Source organism: Herbaspirillum huttiense (assembly GCF_004367745.1).
In the GTDB taxonomy this organism is placed as follows: Bacteria; Pseudomonadota; Gammaproteobacteria; order Burkholderiales; family Burkholderiaceae_D; genus Herbaspirillum; species Herbaspirillum huttiense.
The window spans coordinates 2,095,112-2,112,921 of sequence record NZ_CP037993.1; the positions used below are offsets into that span (position 1 = coordinate 2,095,112).

The window sequence follows — 17,810 nt, forward strand, 5'->3', positions numbered from 1 at the left end:
GGGCGTGATGTTCCCCAGTCGTATCTGTAATTTGGTAAATGCAGTCAGCGCAGTAATCTCAATCAAGCTGTAACCACTCAAGCGTCACTGATCAGGAGAGACCAATGTCCGCATCCGCAAAAAACAAAGCAATGAGCGCCGCCAAATGGCTGGCCCTGGGTACCCTGGGCGCCGCCCTGCAGTTCGGCGCGGCCAATGCCTTCGCCGCCAAGACTGCTACCGTGGCCGTAGCGTCGACCTTCACCACGATGGACCCGTATGACGCCAACGATACGCTGTCGCTGTCGGTGATGAAGTCCTTCTACCAGGGCCTCTATGGCTTCGACAAGGACATGAAGCTGATCCCGGTGCTGGCCGAAGGCTACCTGGTGAGCAAGGATGGTTTGGAATACACCATTCGCCTCAAGCAAGGCGTGAAGTTCCATGACGGTACCGTCTTCAAGGCCGACGCCGTCAAGGCCGTCTTCGACCGCGTGACCAACCCGGACAACAAGTTGAAGCGCTACAACCTCTTCAACCGCATCGCCAAGACCGAAGTGCTCAACGACTACACGGTCAAGGTCGTGCTGAAGGAACCGTTCTCGGCCTTCATCAACGTGCTGGCGCACCCGTCGGCAGCGATGATCTCCCCGGCTGCCCTGAAGCAGTATGGCAACAAGGACATCGCCTTCCACCCGGTCGGTACCGGTCCCTTCAAGTTCGTGGAATGGAAGCAGACCGACTACGTGAAGGTGGCCAAGTTCGACGGTTACTGGAAGCAGGGCTACCCCAAGGTCGACGAGATCCTGTGGAAGCCGGTGGTGGACAACAACTCGCGCTCGGCCATGCTGCAGACCGGCGAAGCCCAGTTCACCTATCCGCTGCCCTACGAACAGGCTGACCTGCTCAAGGGCAAGGGCAACCTGGACGTGATCGCCGGTCCCTCCATCATCCAGCGCTACATGTCGATGAACGTCAAGCAGAAGCCGTTCGACAATCCGAAGGTGCGCGAAGCGATCAACTACGCCATCAACAAGGATGCCCTGGCCAAGGTCGCCTTCAATGGCTATGCCACCCCGATGGATGGCGTGCTGCCGCAAGGCGTGGATTACGCCTTCAAGACCGGTCCATGGCCCTATGACGTGAAGAAGGCCAAGGCCCTGCTGGCCGAAGCCGGCTATCCGAACGGCTTCGAGACCGAACTGTGGTCGGCCTACACCCATACCACCGCCATGAAGGTGATCCAGTTCCTGCAGCAGCAGCTGGCGCAAGTGGGCATCAAGGCCAAGATCCAGGCCCTGGAAGCCGGCCAGCGCGTGGAGCGTGTGGAAAGCTGGCAGGATCCCGCCACTGCCCCGATCCGCCTGTTCTACGTGGGCTGGTCGTCCTCGACCGGTGAAGCCGACTGGGGCCTGCGTCCGCTGCTGGCATCGGAATCCTTCCCGCCGCGTCTGTTCAACACCGCTTACTACAAGAGCGACAAGGTCGATGCCGACATCGCCAAGGCCCTGACCGTCTCCGACCGCAAGGAAAAGGAAGCGCTGTACAAGGACGCGCAGCAGGAAGTCTGGAAGGATGCACCGTGGGCCTTCCTGGTCACCGAAAAGCTGCTGTATGCCCGTGCCAAGAACCTCAAGGGCATCTACATCATGCCGGACCAGGCTTACGAATTTGAGAACATCGAGTTCACCAAGTAAGCAGGCGCCTTGTTTTCGGCCCTTGCGGGCCGATGCAAAAATGCAGTGCTGTGAGACCGCGTCATGCAGTTTTGCAGCACTGGGCAAGTACTCTGCCTGGCCGTAACGGGCAGAAAAGTGCAGCAATGAAGCGGGGAGGGTGGCTGGCCATCCTCCCCCACAGATTCACGATGCGTTGCCATGCAAGCCGGCAGCGCAGGGAGCGACTCCACCGCAGGGTGTGGACACACCAGCGACGGGCAGCCTTATTCAGAGAGTCCCATGTTTTCCTATGTCATCAAACGCCTGTTAGGCCTCATTCCCACGCTGTTGCTGGTGGCGGTGCTGGTTTTCCTGTTCGTGCACTTGTTGCCGGGCGACCCGGCACGCCTGGCCGCCGGTCCCGAAGCCGATGAAAAGACGGTCGCCCTGGTGCGCGCCGACCTCGGCCTTGACAAGCCGCTGCCGGAGCAGTTCGTCAACTTCTTCATCAATGCCGCCCACGGCGACTTTGGACGCTCCATCCGCAGCAAGCGCCCGGTCTCCGAAGAGATCGCCGCGCGCTTCTGGCCCACACTGTGGCTGACCATTGTGGCCATGATCTGGGCTGTGCTGTTCGGTCTTGTCATCGGCATTTCCTCGGCGGTGTGGCGCAACAAGTGGCCGGATCGTCTGGGCATGACGCTGGCCGTCTCCGGCATTTCCTTCCCGGCGTTTTCGCTGGGCATCCTGCTCATGCAGGTCTTCTCGGTCGAACTGGGCTGGCTGCCCACCGTCGGCGACGAGACCTGGCGCCACTACATCCTGCCTTCACTGACGCTGGGCGCGGCGGTGGCCGCCGTGATGGCGCGCTTTACCCGTTCTTCCTTCATCGAAATCCTGCAAGAGGACTTCGTGCGGACCGCCCGCGCCAAGGGCCTGACCGAGACCGTGGTGGTCATCAAGCACTGCCTGCGCAATGCGCTCATTCCGGTGGTGACGATGATGGGCCTGCAGTTCGGCTTCCTGCTGGGCGGCTCTATCCTGGTCGAGGTGGTGTTCAACTGGCCGGGCATGGGACGCCTGCTGGTCGATGCCGTCGAGATGCGTGACTACCCCATCATCCAGGCCGAGATCCTGCTGTTCTCGCTGGAATTCATTTTCATCAACCTGGTGGTGGACGTGCTTTATGCCGTGATCAACCCCAGCATTCGCTTCAAGTGAGGGGAATCATGTCGCTCTCCAATTCGCCTCTGGCCACTACCTCCGAAACCGGCGCGCCGCTGCCGCCACCCGATCCGGCTGCAGTCGCCGCCTCCGGCCAGAAGATCCGCACCCCGTGGCGCGAGTTCTGGCGCAAGTTCAAGAAGCAGCGCCTGGCCGTCTATGCGGGCGTGTTCATCCTGCTGCTGATCCTGATCGCCATCCTGGCGCCCTGGATCGTGCCCTTCGATGCCGAAAACTTCTTCGACTACGACGCCCTCAATTCGCCGCCGACCTGGACCCACTGGTTCGGGGTCGATTCGCTGGGCCGCGACATCTTCAGCCGCATCCTGATGGGGGCACGCATCTCGCTGGCCTCGGGCTTCTTCTCAGTGGCCATCGGTGCCGTGATCGGTACCGTCTTCGGCCTGCTGGCCGGCTACTATGAAGGCTGGTGGGACCGCATCGTCATGCGCATCTGCGACGTGCTGTTCGCCTTCCCCGGCATCCTGCTGGCCATCGGCATCGTCGCCATCCTGGGCGGCGGCATGATCAACGTCATCATCTCGGTGTCGGTGTTCAGTATCCCGGCCTTTGCTCGCCTGGTGCGCGGCAATACGCTGCAGCTGAAAAACCTGACCTACATCGAGGCCACCCGCAGCATCGGTGCGTCCGACACCACCATCATGTGGAAGCACATCTTCCCTGGCACCATCTCGGCCATCGTGGTGTATTTCACCATGCGTATCGGCACCTCCATCATCACGGCGGCCGGCCTGTCCTTCCTCGGCCTGGGCGCGCAATCGCCCACACCCGAGTGGGGCCTGATGCTGAACGAAGCCCGCGCCGACATGGTCACCTCGCCGCACGTGGCGCTGGTGCCCAGCATCGCGATCTTCCTGACCGTGCTGGCCTTCAACCTGCTGGGCGACGGCTTGCGCGACGCGCTCGATCCCAAGATCGACCAGCGCTGATGATGAACCTGCAGGTGCCGCTGCATGTGCCACATATCGGCCGCTTGCCCGCCGGCGCGCGCAACAGCATCACCGATGTGGAGGGTGTGCGCGTCGGTCACTGCACCCTGGATGCCGGTGCGGTGCAGACCGGCGTGACCGTGATTGCGCCGCATGGCGGCAATCTCTTCACGCACAAGCTGCCGGCGGCGGCGGCCGTCATCAACGGTTTCGGCAAGAGTGCGGGGCTGGTGCAGCTGGAAGAACTGGGTTTGCTGGAAACGCCCATCGCGCTCTCCAACACCTTTGCCGTGGGGACGCTGCTCAATGCGCAGATCGCCCACACGGTGCGCGGCAATCCGGAATGCGGGCGCAGCCTGCCCACGGTCAACGGGCTGGTGCTGGAATGCAATGACGGCTATCTCAACGACTTGCAGGCCATGGCCGTGCAGCCCGAGCATTTTGAAGCAGCGATGGCAGCCTTGTCGGTCGAGGTTCTGCAAGGCGCGGTTGGGGCGGGACGGGGCATGTCCAGCTTTGGTTTGAAAGGCGGTATCGGTACCGCTTCGCGCGTGGCTGCCTTGGATTCGTCGGAGCAGTCCTATACCGTCGGCGCGCTGGTCCTCTCCAACTTCGGGCGACTGCCCGAATTGATCCTGGCGGGCGATCCGCTGGGCGCGCGATTGGCGGCCAGCGAGACACCCGACACAGCGCCCGAAAAGGGCTCCATCATCATGATCCTGGCCACCGATGCGCCGCTGGATGCGCGGCAGTTGAAACGCCTGGCCACCCGCGCCGGGGCCGGACTGGCGCGCACCGGGTCCGCCTACGGCCATGGCAGCGGCGATATTGCGCTGGCCTTCTCCACGGCCCAGACCATCGAGGCCGAGGCCGATTGCCTGCACCTGGCGCTGCTGGCCGATCATCTGCTGGACCCGCTGTTCCATGCCGCCGCTGATTGCGTCGAACAAGCCATCGTGCATGCGCTCTTTGCAGCCGAGACCGTGCGCGGACGTGATGGCCATGTACGTATGAGCCTGCGCGAGCGCCTGGCTTCCTGAATTGCTTCCCCTGAAAGACCGCCTCATGAACAAGCGTGCCAACATCCTGGTTTCCGTCGACATCGAAGGCGTGGCCGGGGTCTTCCACACCGAGCAGACCCGCGCCGGCAATGGCGAATATGAACGCGCCCGGCGCTGGATGACCGAAGAGGCCAATGCCGTCATCCGTGGCGCACTGGCGGCTGGTGCAACGGCCATCAAGGTCAACGATTCGCATGGCGGCTTCCGCAACCTGCTGCCGGACCTGCTGCACCCCGAGGCGCGCATGGTGCTGGGCAAGCCGCGCGTGCTGGGCATGATGGGCGGCGTGGATCACGATATCGATGCGGTCATGCTGGTGGGTTACCACTCGCGCGCACAAGGGCGCGGCATCCTGGCGCACACCACCAACAGCTTTGCCTTCGCCCGCGTGTGGCTGGGCGGGCAGGAACTGGGCGAGGCCGGGCTGTATGGCGCACTGGCGGCCGAACATGGCGTGCCGGTGATCTTCGGCAGCGGCGACGATGCCTTCATCGAAGAGAATCAGCCGTTGTTCCCGCATGCGATCTTTGCTGAAACCAAGAAGGCCTATGGTGCCAACAGCGGCGATTCGCTCACGCCCCAGCAGTCCTGCGTGCTGCTCGAAGAACGCGCCCGCCAGGCGGTCACCGCGCTGGTGGCCAACCCGGCAGCCATGCCGGTACTGCCCCTGCGCGGCCCGCTGCGTTGCCGCCTGCAGGCGCAGACGGTGGCGCTGACTGACCTCTTCAGCCAGTTGCCGATTCTTGAGCGTACTGACAATGTCACCGTCGAATTCGATGCGCCCACGGCGGAATACGCGGTGCGGGTGCTCAACAGTTTGTCGGCGATGTCGGCCATGTTGCGCTGATCGCAGGAAACTCTCATTTGATGGGAGATTGACGCTCATTTGGGAAGCTTCTAAGATGAGAGTCTGCATCTGACCAAATGAGAGGTTCAACATGGCAACACGTGCCACGGTCGACTCTGCCGCCAGCAAGCGTTCCCCCGGATTGGGTGCCAAACCGCGCGACTTCGAACGGTTTGCCCGCATGGACCCGATCAGCCAGGGCCGCACCATCCGCGACGGCATGGATGCCATCATTGCCGAGCGCGTCGCCAGGGAACTGTTGCAGATTCCCTTGCAGACCTTGCTGTCCGGATTGGGGCTGCCCAGTTCCACCATCCTGCGCAAGATTTCCCGCAAGGAACGGCTGTCCGGTTCCGAGTCCGACCGCATCGCCCGCGTGCTCTACATCCGCGAGCAGGCGGCCGATGTGTTCGAGGACGAGGACCTGGCGGCACAGTGGATGCGCCGTGGCAATGCGGCGCTGGGGGGATTGACCCCGCTGGAAGTGCTCGATACCCAGCCAGGTTATGACCGGGTGCGCGACATCCTCGCGCGCATCGCCTTCGGGGTGGCGGCTTGAAGGTATACCGGCTGGCCAAGGACAAGCCTGGGCATTATGCGGCCGATGACTTGTCCGGCAATGGCGCGGCGCTCAGCGGCGGCCGCTGGAATCCGCGTGGCTTGCGCGTGCTCTACACCTGCTGCAGCGCTTCGACGGCCTTGCTGGAGTCGCTCGTGCACATGGCCGGGCTGATGCCGCGCGCCAACTACTTTCTCATCGTGCTGGAGATACCTGACGCCGACGTGCGCAAGGCCTATGTGCCTGGCCTGCCGCCTGACTGGTCCGACATCGCGCGCGATCCGGCCAGCACCGCCGCCATCGGCCAGCACTGGATCGAACAGGGCAAGCAACTGGTGATGAAAGTGCCATCGGTGGTGAGCCCGACCGATTTCAATCTCTTGCTCAATCCGCTGCATGCGCAGATGGCCAGCGTCAAGGTGCTGGAAAAGAAGCTGTTCCGCTTTGACGCCCGGCTCTTCGGTTGAACTGTTTTACGTTCAGCGCGCCTTGCTCTCGATCAGCTTGACCAGCGCATGCACGGTCAGGTTGACCGGCGTTGCAATGCCATGCGCCTGTCCCCGCCGCACGATGTAGCCGTTGAGGTGATCGATTTCGCTGGGCTTGCCGCGCGCCACATCCTGCGCAGTGGAAGAGAATTGCGTGGGCATGGTCTCGATGATCTTGCGGATGGCCACATCCACATCCCCAGCCAGGGTCACACCTTCAGCGGCGGCTACGGCCTTGCATTCGCTGACCAGGTGGTCCATCACTTCCGGCACACCCACGCCTTCGACCAGCTTGCCATAGGGCAGCTGCGTGATGGCAGAGAGAGCGTTGTAGGCGCAGTTGATGATCAGTTTCAACCACAGCGCGCCGCGCACGTTGTCGGAAATCTCGGTCGGCACGCCGGCCGCAATCAGCGCCTCGGCGGCTTGCTGGCTGCGTGCGGCCGGTTCGATCACCAGCTCGCCACGGCCGTGGTGCTTGACGTGTCCGGGTCCGGCCATTTCCGTGGCGACGTAGACCACGGCCGCCGAGACCGGTTGCGGGATCACCGTACGCAGGCGCTCGGCATTGTCAGTGCCGTTCTGCAGCGTCAGCACCAGCGTATCGGGGGCAAGATGCGCACGCAGTTGCGCGCCGGCGGTTTCGGTATCGGGGGATTTGACGCAGAAGAGCACCAGGTCGGCACCTGCCACGATGGCCGGATCGGTGCTGGCCTTGACGGGGATGGTCGCATCGAAGGTTTTGGCTTCCAGCCGCAGGCCCTTGGTATTGAACGCTTCCACGTGTTGTGGCCGGCCCACCAGGACTACCTCGTGTCCCGCCCGCGCCAGCATCCCGGCGAAATAACATCCCACGGCACCTGCGCCCATCACGGCAACTTTCATGTGTGTCTCCCCGCTTGGCAAATTGAAGTCAGGCGGGAAGCCTAACACAGCATCGGCACGCTTTCAGCGCAGGTCAGCATTGGACAGGAGAGAGCCGGCGTGCCGGGGACAGCTGAGCTTGCATCTATAAAGCTCGGGCTGACCTTCGCCTGATCAGAGCGAGGAGGCATCCGACGGCGATCTATCGCGGCGCCGAAGATGGCTTGGACGGTACCGGTTTGAGTGGAGCAGGGGGGCGATTATCTTGAACGTATCGAATGGGAGGCGGCGGTGGGGGCGGTGGAATCTTTTTGGTTTCGCTCATTTACTTCTCCAGCGTGATGGGCGCGGTGATCAATACCCGTACAGGTGAGTCTTTTTCCTGCTTGTTCAATCCGGAAAAGTAAAACACCATCAAGGCAAACATGGCATACATTCCGGCATGAATGAGAAATTTCAGCGTGAGATGCAGATGGTAAGCCCTCATGTCGTTGGCAATCGCATTCGCTGATGATGTGCGGCCGTATTGGTCGGATAACATGGAGCGAAACGCGTCTCTTGCAAGCTCGTCAGCATTGTCGAGATGCTGATAGAAGCTGTAGCACTCTGATTTGTAGTTAGTCCAAAATATTCCAGGAGCTACGAACTGATACTCTGTACCCCATGCAGCCTTGATGAAATACCAGGTGCCCAGAAAGATGAAGGAGCCCGAGAAAAAGTAACATCCATAAAAAATATGGAGCCAAGTTCCCGAGACCGTCCGGTCAAGATTTTGCAGCATAAAACTCAGGATGCCTACCATCGCAACCCCAATGGCGAATGGCATTTGGAGCCGTGCATTTACCTTGTCGCGAATATCCACTTCGTGGAAATACAACTTCTCGCAGAGCCCGAATAATTCGTCATTGATGCTGTTGCTCTTTTCATCTGTCGACATGATCTTGACCTCTCGTGTTCCGGGAACCACTTTGTGCCCAATACTCGCCACAGCTCGGCGAGCTTGGTGACCTTACTACTGTCTCAAGGGCCGTTCACGATCGAGGAGCAATACGCCGGAGGAAGTCGAAAATTTTGTATGTCATCGCAGTAGCCGTTTGTAGTCAGCTACCACGAAGTGCTATTGCGCAGATACAGGAGATGTGCGACGCCGCTTGGTAGTCGCACTTTGAAATTAGAAAGACCGCCGCACCCGCACCGACACATAAGCCGGCGGCTTGGTGGTCGCCGTCGCCCGCGCACTGTGCAACCGATGCAAGGTGATCTGGTTGACCTCCGCATGGCTGCCATCGATGTGCTCGCCCATCAGGCGCATCGCGCCCTCGGCGTCGCCGGCGGCGATGCTGTCGAGGATGGCGGCATGTTCCTCGTAGGTCGAGTGCAGGCAATCGCCATACAGGAAATCCAGCCGCCGCACGATGCGGATACGGTCGGTAAGACGGTCGAATGACTCGGCCATCTCCTGGTTGCCGGCCGCACGCACCAGGCTCTGGTGGAAGACCTCATCGAGCTGGGCTGCCTTGGGCCCGTCCGGTTCGCGTGCCTCGGCGGCCACACACCAGGTCGCGCGCAGGCCGGCCAGCACGGACTGGTCTGCGCCCTGGGCGCAGAGGAGGCGCACGGCGTGCGTCTCGATGAGCTTGCGCATTTCATAAAGATCGGAAAAACGCTTGAAATCGATCGGCACTACCTCCCAGCCCCCGCGCACATAGCCCTGCATCAGGCCATCGTTCTGCAGGCGTTGCAGCGCCTGCCGCACCGGCGTGCGCGAGACCTTGAAATGCGCCGCAATCTCGGTCTCGGTGATCTGGTCGCCAGGCAAGAGGCGCATGTCGAAGATGTCCTGCCGCAATTGGGCATAGACATACTCGGGCAGGGAGCCATTGCGCACCAGCGCGTCCTCACCCTCGGCATCAGGGGCGAGCGCAACGGCGTCAGCGGCGGGGGAGGGAGCGGCCAGGCTTTTCACGATGGGCTTTCTTTACCAGGCTGCCACACTGCCATCGGTACGCGGTTCGGTCCCGCCGCAGAGCACGCCTTCGTCATTGCGCCAGATGATCTGGCCGCGACCGAAGCCGAGCTGGTTGCCCGACCACGACACTTCGTGTCCCAGCCCGCCCAGGCCACGGAAGAGATGTTCGGCCGTGGCGTGCTCGATGCTGACCTTGTTTCCTTTCTCCCATTCCCAGCGCGGTGCATCCAGCGCGGCTTGTGGATTGAGGCCGAAGTCAACGGTGTTCATCACCATCTGCACGTGTCCCTGCGGCTGCATGAAGCCACCCATCACGCCGAAGGGACCGACTGCCTGCCCATTGCGCGTCATGAAGCCGGGGATGATGGTGTGGTACGGACGCTTGCCCGCGGCCAGCACATTGGGATGCACGGCTTGCAGCGTGAAATTGTTGCCGCGATTGTGGAGCGCGATGCCGGTGCCCGGTACTACAAGGCCCGAGCCGAAGCCCATGTAGTTGCTCTGGATGAAGGACACCATGTTGCCCTCGGCATCGGCGGTGCACAGGTACACCGTGCCGCCGCGCGAAGGGTCGCCCGCCACCGGCAGCGTGGCGCGCGGGCCGATCAGCTTGCGGCGTTCATCGGCATAGGCGTCCGAGAGCAATTGCTCCACTGTCACTTTCATGTGCGCGGGATCGGCGATATGCGCCAGGCCATCGGCGTAGGCCAGCTTGATGGCTTCGATCTGGCGGTGGTAGGTCGCCAGCGTGTCGCGCTCGGAGAAGTCGTAGGCCTTCAGCAGGTTCAGCGCCATCAGGGCCACCATGCCGTGGCCATTGGGCGGGATTTCCCATACGTCATATCCGCGATAATTCACGCCGATGGGGTCCACCCATTCCGGCTGGAATGCGGCCAGGTCAGAGGCCTGCATGTAGCCGCCGGCCTGCTGCAGGAAGGCAGCAATCTTTTCCGCGAGGGCACCGCGATAGAAGCCCTCGGCGTTGTCCTCGGCAATCGCCTGCAGGGTGGTGGCATGGCCCGCCGAGCGCCACAGCTGGCCGGCTTGCGGTGCCTGGCCATCGATGCAGAAGGTATCGAACCACGATTGGAAATGCGGCTCCTTGAACTCGCGCCTGAAGTTCTGCTGCGCCACCTGCCAGGCATGCGCCACCATCGGCGAGACCGGGAAGCCCTCACGCGCCAGGGTGATGGCACCGGCCATGGAATCGGTCAGCGCCAGCTTGCCGAAGCGTTTGGCCATGGCGGCCCAGGCGCTGGGTGTACCGGGCACGGTCACGGGCAGGGCGCCGTACTTGGGCACGTCCTTCAGGCCGGCGCTGGTGAGCTTGTCGGCTGAGATCGATTGCGGCGCCGGGCCGCTGGCATTCAAACCATGCAGCTTGCCGCCATGCCAGACCAAGGCGAAGGCGTCGCCGCCGATGCCGTTGGCGGTCGGCTCCACCACCGTCAATGCCGCAGCTGCGGCGATGGCCGCATCGATGGCGTTGCCGCCGCGCTGCAGGACTTCCAGCCCGGCCTGCGCGGCCAGTGGCTGCGAGGTCGCTACCATGCCGCGCCGGGCATAGACGGCGCTGCGGCGCGAAAAGTAGGGATAGTGGTTGCTGCTGAAGTCGGGGAAGGCGGGCATGGCGGTCTCTCGTTCTTGGTTCAGGGGCGTATTTTATCGTTTGGCTTGCGTATTACGTCGGGTGCAGCTTCAGCTCAGGGCGGCTCAGGTGGCAGGCCACGGTATGGGTAGCGCTGACCTTGACGGCCGGTGGCGCTTCGGTCTTGCATATTTCCATGCAGGACGGGCAGCGTGGATGAAAATGACAGCCCGAAGGCGGGGCGGCCGGATTGGGGATGCTGCCCTGCAGGATGATGCGTTCACGATGTTGGCGTGGATGTTCACGTGGGATGGCCGACAGCAGCGCCTGCGTGTAGGGATGGCGCGGCTGGGTGTATACCTCTTCACATCTGCCCGATTCGACCATGCGTCCGAGGTACATCACGCCGATGGTGTCGCTGACATGCCGGATTACGGCCAGGTCGTGCGAGACGAAAAGATAGGTCAACCCCAGCTCCTGCTGCAGCTCGCGCAGGAGGTTGAGGATCTGCGCCTGGATCGATACATCGAGGGCCGACACGGCTTCATCGGCCACCACCAGCTTGGGCCGCGTGATGATGGCGCGGGCAATGCCTACGCGCTGGCGCTGGCCACCGGAGAATTCATGCGGATGGCGCGCTGCGTAGGCCGGGTTGAGCCCGACCATGTCCAGTGCCTCGGCCACCTTGCGTTTGCGGGTGGCGCGGTCGTGCAGCTTGTGCACGATCAATGGTTCTTCCAGCACTTCGCCAATGGTCATGCGCGGGTTCAGCGAGGCATACGGATCCTGGAACACCATCTGCATGTGACGGCGCATGGTGCGCAGCTGGCCCTCGGGCAGCAGGGTCAGTTCCTGGCCCATGAAGCGCACGCTGCCTTCGCTGGGTTCGATCAGGCGCAGCACGCTGCGCCCGGTGGTGGACTTGCCGCAGCCGGATTCACCGACCAGGCCCAGGGTCTGGCCTTCAGCCAGGCTGAAGGAGACATCGTCAACAGCCTTGACGGTGCTGCTGCCGGAAGCGAAATATTTTTTCAGTCCGTGGACTTCGAGCAGGGGAGGAAGTGTCGTCATGATCGGGCCTTCTATACCTTCAATGCGGATACCAGCAGCGCACGCTGTGGCCATCACCCAGGTTTTCCAATGCCGGCATCTCCTGGCGGCAGATGTCCTGGGCGCGCGCGCAACGTGCGGCGAAGCGGCAGCCTTGTGTGACGGTACCTGGCGGCGGCACGCTGCCGGGGATGGCGGTCAGGGGCGCACCGGGCGTAGCATCCAGCGCCGGGCGCGCGCGCATCAGCGCATGCGTATAAGGATGGGCGGGGCGGTCGAAAAGATCTTCCACGCTGCTCTGCTCCACCACCTGACCGGCATACATCACCACCACGCGCTGGCACATCTCAGCCACTACGCCCAAGTCGTGGGTGATCATGAGGATGGAGGTCTTCTGCTCGCGCTTGAGGTCGCGCATCAGGTCGAGGATCTGCGCCTGGATGGTCACGTCCAGCGCGGTCGTCGGTTCATCGCAGATCAGCAGGCGCGGCTGGCACAGCAGCGCCATGGCGATCATGACGCGCTGGCGCATGCCGCCGGAGAGGCTGTGCGGATATTCGTGCACCAGTTGCGCTGCGCGCGAGAGGCCCACGCGTTCCAGCATGGCGACGACCTTGGCGTCGATCTCCTGGCGCGGCAGTGCGGTGTGGATGCGCAGCATCTCGCCCAATTGCTCGCCGATGCGATGCAGCGGGTTCAGCGAGGTCATCGGCTCCTGGAAGATCATGGCGATCTCCTTGCCGCGGATGCTGCGCAGGGTGGCATCATCGGCCTGCAGCAGGTCGCGCTCGCCAAAGCGGATCGCACCCGACAGCCTGGCCTGGCTGGCCATGGGGAACAGGCGCAGGATGGACAGGGCGGTGACGCTCTTGCCGCAGCCGGATTCACCCAGCAGGCCCACGGTTTCATCTTGCCCCAGTGAGAAGGAAACGCCATCGACGGGCGCAACGCGGCGGCCGTGGCTGAGGAATTCGATCTTGAGATTCTCGATGGTGAGCATGGCGGTTCCTCAGCGGCTCAGTTTGGGATCGAACACTTCACGGATGCCATCGCCCAGCAGGTTGAAGCCCAGCACCACCAGGAAGATCGCCAGGCCCGGCCACATGGCCAGCATCGGCGTGGTGTTCAGGTAGCCCTGGGCGATGTGCAGCATGGAACCCCAGCTCGGATCTTCCGGCTTGGCCCCCAGGCCGAGGTAGGACAGCCCGGCTTCGGCGATGATGGCCGTGCCCATGGCAAAGGTGGCCTGGATCACCAGGGGCGCCAGCGAATTGGGGAGGATATAGCGCCACATGATGCGCAGGTGCCCGGCACCGATGGAGCGTGCCGCCATCACGTAGTCGAGGTTGCGGATGGTCATGGCCTGCCCGCGCGCCAGCCGCACGAAGGACGAGGTGAAGCCGATGCCGACGGCCACCATGGCATTGTAGAAACCGCCCCCCAGCGCGGCGGCCAGGGCCAGCGCCAGGATCAGCGAAGGAAAGGCCTGCAGCGCATCGACCACGCGCATGACGATGGCATCGACCGCGCCGCGATAGTAGCCGCTGACGATGCCGATGGGCACGCCCAGTGAAAAGGCCAGCCCGACCGAGATCAGCGCGGCCTGCAGCGAGATGCGCGAACCGTACAGCATGCGGGTGTAGATGTCGCGGCCCAGGTCATCCGTACCGAGCCAGTGCTCGGCGCTGGGACCAGACAGCAGGTTGCCGTAGTCCTGGTCAAAGATGGGATCGTACCGGGCCAGTACCGGTGCAGTGATGGCCAACAGTGCCAGTACAGTGATGATCACCGCACCGATCACCGCCAGACGGTTGCGGCTGAAGCGGCGCAGGGTACGCCAGCGGGGCAGCGCAGGCAGGGCCTGCGCAGGGGAGGGAGGGTTCATGTCGGGAGACGTCATGGTTGGAGGCGTTGGGCAGACTTCAGCGGGCGATGCGCGGGTCGATCACGCTGTAGAGCAGGTCCACGCACAGGTTGACGATGACCACCATGACGGTGGCGGCCAGTACACCGGCCTGTACAGTCACGTAGTCGCGCTGGAAGATGGCGTCGACGATCATCTTGCCCATGCCGGGAATGCCGAAGATGCTTTCGGTGATGACCAGTCCGCCCAGCATGCCCGAGACCATCAGGCCGCTGGCCGTGACCACCGGGATCATGGCATTGCGCAGCGCATGGCCCAGCACCACCTGCCAGTCGCGCAGGCCCTTGGAGAAGGCGGTGCGGATGTAATCCTCGTTGAGCACTTCCAGCAAACTGCTGCGCACCATGCGCATGAGGATGGCCGATTCACGCAGGCCGGTCACGACCATGGGCATGATCATGGCGATCAGGTTGGCGTGCCAGTCCACCGACAGCGGCACGAAGCCCGAGGCCGGCAGCCAGCCCAGCTTGACCGCAAACAGGATGATGAACAGCATGCCCAGCCAGAAGTGCGGTACCGACATGCCGAACAGCGCAATCAGGGTGCCGATGGCATTGGCCCAGCCACGCGGTCGCGCCGCCGAGAGGATGCCGGCCGGCACCGCAATCACGACCGCCACCAGGAAGCTGCCGATGGCCAGTTCGATGGTCACCGGCAGGCGCTGCCACAAGGCATCGGCCACCGGGGTGTTGTCGATGAAGGAGCGGCCCAGGTCGCCATGCAGCACCGCCCACAGCCAGCGCCCGTACTGCACCAGCAGCGGATCGTCCAGGCCCAGTTTCAGGCGCAGGGCGGCGGCCGCTTCCGGCGTGGCTTCCATGCCGAGGATGGCGGCCACCGGATCACCCGGCAGCACCGCCAGCAGGGAAAACACCACCATGCTCACCAGCAGCAGGGTAGGGACCGACAGCAGCAGGCGCCGGGCCAGCTTGGGCAGCTTGATCGTCGTGGCCATGGGACTTACTTGGACACGGTCGCAGTGCGGATCACGCCATCGGGCACGTACTGGAAGCCCTTGACTGACTTGGCGATACCGAACAGCACGTTGTCATGCACGGTGTAGACGTAGGGCACTTCCTTGACCAGGATCGCCATGGCCTGGTCATAGAGCGCCTTGCGCTTGGCCTGGTCGCCTTCCACGCGGGCCTGCTGCAGCAGGTCGTCCACTTCCTTGGCACCGAAGTGTGAATAGTTCAGAGAGCCGTTGGTGGTGACGAAGTCATAGATGTTCTGGTCCGGATCGGGGCGGCCGCTCCAGCCCACGAACAGGCCTTCGAAGTTGCCGGTCTTGCCGGCCTCGATCTGGGTGGCCAGTTCGGTTTTCTCGAGCGTGACGGTGATGCCGGCCGGGCGCAGCATGCCCTGGATCATCTGGCCGACCTGCAATTCATCGGGCGTGGTCGGCAGGGTCAGCTTGAAGCTGAAGCCATTTTCCTTGCCGGCGGCCTTGAGCAGGGCCTTGGCGCGGGCCACGTCGACCTTGGGCGGCACGTCGCTGGGGCCATTGGCAAACTGCGCCTTGGAGAAGGGCGAATGGCCGGCGGCCACTGCATTGTTGTAGACCACCTTGGCGATGGCGTTGCGGTCGATCAGGATATCCACGGCTTCGCGCACTTCCTTCTTGTCGAAGGGCGGCTTGCCGGTGTTCATGTAGAAGCCGCGGAAGCCCAGCGACGGCTTGTTGAGCACCGTGTAGCTGGCGTTGGCCGGGACGTTGGTGATTTCCTTGTAGGGGAAGCGGTTGCTGATGTCGACCTGGCCGCTGCGCAGGTTGTTGAAGGCCACATTGACGTCCGGCATGATCTTGTAGACCACTTCATCCACCTTGGGCAGGCCGGCGCGCCAGTAGTCGGGATTCTTCTTGAGCGTGATGGTGGCGCCCTTGAGGCGGCCTTCGTAGACGAAGGGGCCGGTACCGACCGGATGGTTGACGTAGTCTTCTCCGTATTTCTTCACGGCGGCCGGTGACGACATCATGCCGGCGCGATCAGTGAGGATGGAGAGGAAGGGCGCGAAGGGCGTCGACAGGTCCAGCTTGATGGTGTGCTCATCCACCACCGTGATCTTGCTGACGTATTTCAGTTCATTGCGGCGCAAGGAGGTCTTCTCCTGGCCGCGCAGCAGGTTGAATTCCACCGCCTTGGCATCGAAGGGCGTGCCGTCCTGGAATTTGACGCCCTTGCGCAGATACAGCGTGTACGTTTTCTGATCCTCAGAGACGGTCCAGCGCTCGGCGAGCATGGGGATGATCTTGCCCTCGCCGTCCAGATCCACCAGCTTGTCGAAGATGCTCTGGTAGACGATGCGCTCGTTGAGCATGGAGGACTGCGTGGGGTCGAGCTTGCCGGGGTCGGCGTCCAGCGAGATGTTCAGCGTCACCGCCCAGGCGGGCAGGGTACAGGCGGCCAGTACGGCCGAGGACATCGCGGACAGCAGGAAACGGGAGACACGCTGGTTCATTCGTTTTTCCTTTCAGAAGTCATCACGGATCGAGCGCAACCGGCCTGGGCGGCAAGCCCGCCTGCCACGGCCATCGGGCCAGCTTAGGTGATGGACATGGTGAAGGCAAGCACGGATACGTCAATGTATACAACGAAGAAGACATGCAGGAAGCGTGCCATGGTGTCCGCTTCGCGTCAGTCGGCAAGCTTGTATCAGTAGCCGGGAATGCAGGCGGGGCGGGCCTCCCGCCGGATGGCTGCGACGAGGGAAATGGCGTGCAAGGTTGCGCATCAGTCCATCGTGCCAGTGCAGGCCTGCTTCGAGATGGTGCGCAATCGGGGCCCAGTCCGCCCGCGGAAGGGGCGTGGCGAAGTGGCGACGGCCAAGCGTAAATATTTTGATTAAATCGCTTGCTATTTAATTTTGGCCTCGCTAAACTGCGCTGCATGAATTCGAAAACAGACAAACGCAAGTCGGCCCCCCTGCTGGATGCCCAGTTGTGTTTTGCGCTGTACTCGACTTCGCTGTCGATGAGCAAGCTCTATCGCAAGCTGTTGCGCAACATGGGCATCACCTATTCGCAGTATCTGGTGCTGATGGTGTTGTGGGAGCAGGACCAGCTGACGGTGTCCGATATCGGTGAACGCCTGGTGCTGGATTCAGCCACGCTGACCCCGCTGCTCAAGCGCATGGAAGCGCAGGGCCTGGTGACCCGGGAACGCGCGGCCAGCGATGAACGGCAGGTGGTCATCTCGCTCACCGCAGAAGGAGACAAGCTGCGCGAACAGGCGGTGGAACTGCCCCGTGAAGTCTTGCGGGCAACCGAATCGACAGCGGCCGAACTGACGGCGATGAAGGAAGAATTGATGGCCTTGCGTGCCCGCTTGCACAAGAATACGGGCGAGTGAGCAGGGCAGGTTGAAGGGATGCGGCGACCAGGCCAAGTCCCTTTTTGAAAGTTAAATATATAGTGCACTACTGAATAGCGCTTTATATTGTTGGTGAATTGCTCGCAAGAATGCCAGATAAGCGGCATCGGCAGACGGAACGGAATGGCGGCATTGTCCCGCCCTCCGAGCGGCCGTTATACGCAGAGCCAATAGCGCCAACTAAGTAGTTTGCTATTTAATAGGATTTTAGTTTTATCGTGGTATCGACAGTTTTCCTGGCCGCCAACGGCCGGTGCAGTACCGCAGTACCTGGCAGC

17 protein-coding genes are annotated in these 17,810 nt (G+C 62.5%); 8 read left to right on the forward strand and 9 right to left on the reverse strand.

Features of this window, described 5'->3' with window-relative positions; genetic code table 11:
• Positions 1-131: 131 nt before the first annotated feature.
• From gsiB to E2K99_RS09360, 7 genes are all read left to right on the forward strand, one after another.
• Complete coding sequence (gene gsiB / locus E2K99_RS09330) at positions 132-1,676, forward strand: glutathione ABC transporter substrate-binding protein GsiB (RefSeq protein ID WP_375165998.1); 1,545 nt, start codon at positions 132-134, stop codon at positions 1,674-1,676.
• Between the two features lie 261 nt (positions 1,677-1,937).
• Positions 1,938-2,858 (forward strand): glutathione ABC transporter permease GsiC, encoded by a 921-nt coding sequence (gene gsiC, locus E2K99_RS09335; protein WP_134222038.1) that lies wholly within the window; start codon positions 1,938-1,940, stop codon positions 2,856-2,858.
• Between the two features lie 8 nt (positions 2,859-2,866).
• On the forward strand, positions 2,867-3,811 hold the full coding sequence (gsiD, locus tag E2K99_RS09340) for a glutathione ABC transporter permease GsiD (RefSeq protein WP_034337513.1): 945 nt from the start codon (positions 2,867-2,869) through the stop codon (positions 3,809-3,811).
• Positions 3,811-4,851 (forward strand): DmpA family aminopeptidase, encoded by a 1,041-nt coding sequence (locus E2K99_RS09345; protein ID WP_166675053.1) that lies wholly within the window; start codon positions 3,811-3,813, stop codon positions 4,849-4,851. Before gsiD ends, E2K99_RS09345 begins: the two co-directional genes overlap by 1 nt.
• 25 nt (positions 4,852-4,876) lie before the next feature.
• Positions 4,877-5,719 (forward strand): M55 family metallopeptidase, encoded by an 843-nt coding sequence (locus E2K99_RS09350; protein WP_134222039.1) that lies wholly within the window; start codon positions 4,877-4,879, stop codon positions 5,717-5,719.
• A 91-nt stretch (positions 5,720-5,810) separates the two neighbouring features.
• Positions 5,811-6,278 (forward strand): type II RES/Xre toxin-antitoxin system antitoxin, encoded by a 468-nt coding sequence (parS, locus tag E2K99_RS09355; RefSeq protein WP_134222040.1) that lies wholly within the window; start codon positions 5,811-5,813, stop codon positions 6,276-6,278.
• Entirely contained in the window at positions 6,275-6,745 is a 471-nt protein-coding gene (locus E2K99_RS09360; RefSeq protein WP_034337523.1) for an RES family NAD+ phosphorylase, read from the forward strand. The genes parS and E2K99_RS09360 overlap by 4 nt, the downstream gene beginning before the upstream one ends.
• A 12-nt stretch (positions 6,746-6,757) precedes the next feature.
• On the opposite strand, the gene E2K99_RS09365 is transcribed toward E2K99_RS09360, so the two are convergent.
• The 9 genes from E2K99_RS09365 to E2K99_RS09405 all read right to left on the reverse strand — a co-directional run bounded on the left by E2K99_RS09365 (position 6,758) and on the right by E2K99_RS09405 (position 16,621).
• Entirely contained in the window at positions 6,758-7,651 is an 894-nt protein-coding gene (locus E2K99_RS09365; protein WP_134222041.1) for a ketopantoate reductase family protein, read from the reverse strand.
• A gap of 304 nt (positions 7,652-7,955) precedes the next feature.
• Positions 7,956-8,567 (reverse strand): hypothetical protein, encoded by a 612-nt coding sequence (locus E2K99_RS09370; protein WP_134222042.1) that lies wholly within the window; start codon positions 8,565-8,567, stop codon positions 7,956-7,958.
• Positions 8,568-8,801: 234 nt separating this feature from the next.
• Positions 8,802-9,596 (reverse strand): GntR family transcriptional regulator, encoded by a 795-nt coding sequence (locus E2K99_RS09375; RefSeq protein WP_134222043.1) that lies wholly within the window; start codon positions 9,594-9,596, stop codon positions 8,802-8,804.
• A 12-nt stretch (positions 9,597-9,608) separates the two neighbouring features.
• Complete coding sequence (locus E2K99_RS09380) at positions 9,609-11,228, reverse strand: gamma-glutamyltransferase family protein (protein ID WP_134222044.1); 1,620 nt, start codon at positions 11,226-11,228, stop codon at positions 9,609-9,611.
• 52 nt (positions 11,229-11,280) lie between these two features.
• Positions 11,281-12,258, reverse strand: coding sequence for an ABC transporter ATP-binding protein (locus E2K99_RS09385; RefSeq protein ID WP_134222045.1), 978 nt, complete (start codon positions 12,256-12,258; stop codon positions 11,281-11,283).
• Positions 12,259-12,277: 19 nt separating this feature from the next.
• Positions 12,278-13,237 (reverse strand): ABC transporter ATP-binding protein, encoded by a 960-nt coding sequence (locus E2K99_RS09390; RefSeq protein ID WP_134222046.1) that lies wholly within the window; start codon positions 13,235-13,237, stop codon positions 12,278-12,280.
• Between the two features lie 9 nt (positions 13,238-13,246).
• Positions 13,247-14,122, reverse strand: coding sequence for an ABC transporter permease (locus tag E2K99_RS09395; RefSeq protein ID WP_240733883.1), 876 nt, complete (start codon positions 14,120-14,122; stop codon positions 13,247-13,249).
• 37 nt (positions 14,123-14,159) lie between these two features.
• Positions 14,160-15,116, reverse strand: coding sequence for an ABC transporter permease (locus E2K99_RS09400; protein ID WP_034337542.1), 957 nt, complete (start codon positions 15,114-15,116; stop codon positions 14,160-14,162).
• Between the two features lie 5 nt (positions 15,117-15,121).
• Entirely contained in the window at positions 15,122-16,621 is a 1,500-nt protein-coding gene (locus E2K99_RS09405) for an ABC transporter substrate-binding protein (protein ID WP_134222048.1), read from the reverse strand.
• 428 nt (positions 16,622-17,049) lie between these two features.
• Between E2K99_RS09405 and E2K99_RS09410 the strand changes: the two genes are divergently transcribed.
• Positions 17,050-17,511, forward strand: a complete 462-nt coding sequence (locus tag E2K99_RS09410; RefSeq protein WP_039786512.1) for a MarR family winged helix-turn-helix transcriptional regulator — start codon at positions 17,050-17,052, stop codon at positions 17,509-17,511.
• The last annotated feature ends 299 nt before the right edge of the window (positions 17,512-17,810 follow it).

Excerpts from the sequence above, each read along its gene's own strand:
- E2K99_RS09405 (WP_134222048.1), bottom strand. The coding sequence starts at position 16,621 with ATGAACCAGCGTGTCTCCCGTTTCCTGCTGTCCGCGATGTCCTCGGCC.
- E2K99_RS09400 (WP_034337542.1), bottom strand. The coding sequence starts at position 15,116 with ATGGCCACGACGATCAAGCTGCCCAAGCTGGCCCGGCGCCTGCTGCTG.
- E2K99_RS09390 (WP_134222046.1), bottom strand. The coding sequence starts at position 13,237 with ATGCTCACCATCGAGAATCTCAAGATCGAATTCCTCAGCCACGGCCGC.
- E2K99_RS09350 (WP_134222039.1), top strand. The coding sequence starts at position 4,877 with ATGAACAAGCGTGCCAACATCCTGGTTTCCGTCGACATCGAAGGCGTG.
- gsiC (WP_134222038.1), top strand. The coding sequence starts at position 1,938 with ATGTTTTCCTATGTCATCAAACGCCTGTTAGGCCTCATTCCCACGCTG.
- parS (WP_134222040.1), top strand. The coding sequence starts at position 5,811 with ATGGCAACACGTGCCACGGTCGACTCTGCCGCCAGCAAGCGTTCCCCC.
- E2K99_RS09385 (WP_134222045.1), bottom strand. The coding sequence starts at position 12,258 with ATGACGACACTTCCTCCCCTGCTCGAAGTCCACGGACTGAAAAAATAT.
- E2K99_RS09370 (WP_134222042.1), bottom strand. The coding sequence starts at position 8,567 with ATGTCGACAGATGAAAAGAGCAACAGCATCAATGACGAATTATTCGGG.
- E2K99_RS09410 (WP_039786512.1), top strand. The coding sequence starts at position 17,050 with ATGAATTCGAAAACAGACAAACGCAAGTCGGCCCCCCTGCTGGATGCC.
- gsiD (WP_034337513.1), top strand. The coding sequence starts at position 2,867 with ATGTCGCTCTCCAATTCGCCTCTGGCCACTACCTCCGAAACCGGCGCG.
- gsiB (WP_375165998.1), top strand. The coding sequence starts at position 132 with ATGAGCGCCGCCAAATGGCTGGCCCTGGGTACCCTGGGCGCCGCCCTG.
- E2K99_RS09365 (WP_134222041.1), bottom strand. The coding sequence starts at position 7,651 with ATGAAAGTTGCCGTGATGGGCGCAGGTGCCGTGGGATGTTATTTCGCC.
- E2K99_RS09380 (WP_134222044.1), bottom strand. The coding sequence starts at position 11,228 with ATGCCCGCCTTCCCCGACTTCAGCAGCAACCACTATCCCTACTTTTCG.
- E2K99_RS09395 (WP_240733883.1), bottom strand. The coding sequence starts at position 14,122 with ATGAACCCTCCCTCCCCTGCGCAGGCCCTGCCTGCGCTGCCCCGCTGG.
- E2K99_RS09345 (WP_166675053.1), top strand. The coding sequence starts at position 3,811 with ATGATGAACCTGCAGGTGCCGCTGCATGTGCCACATATCGGCCGCTTG.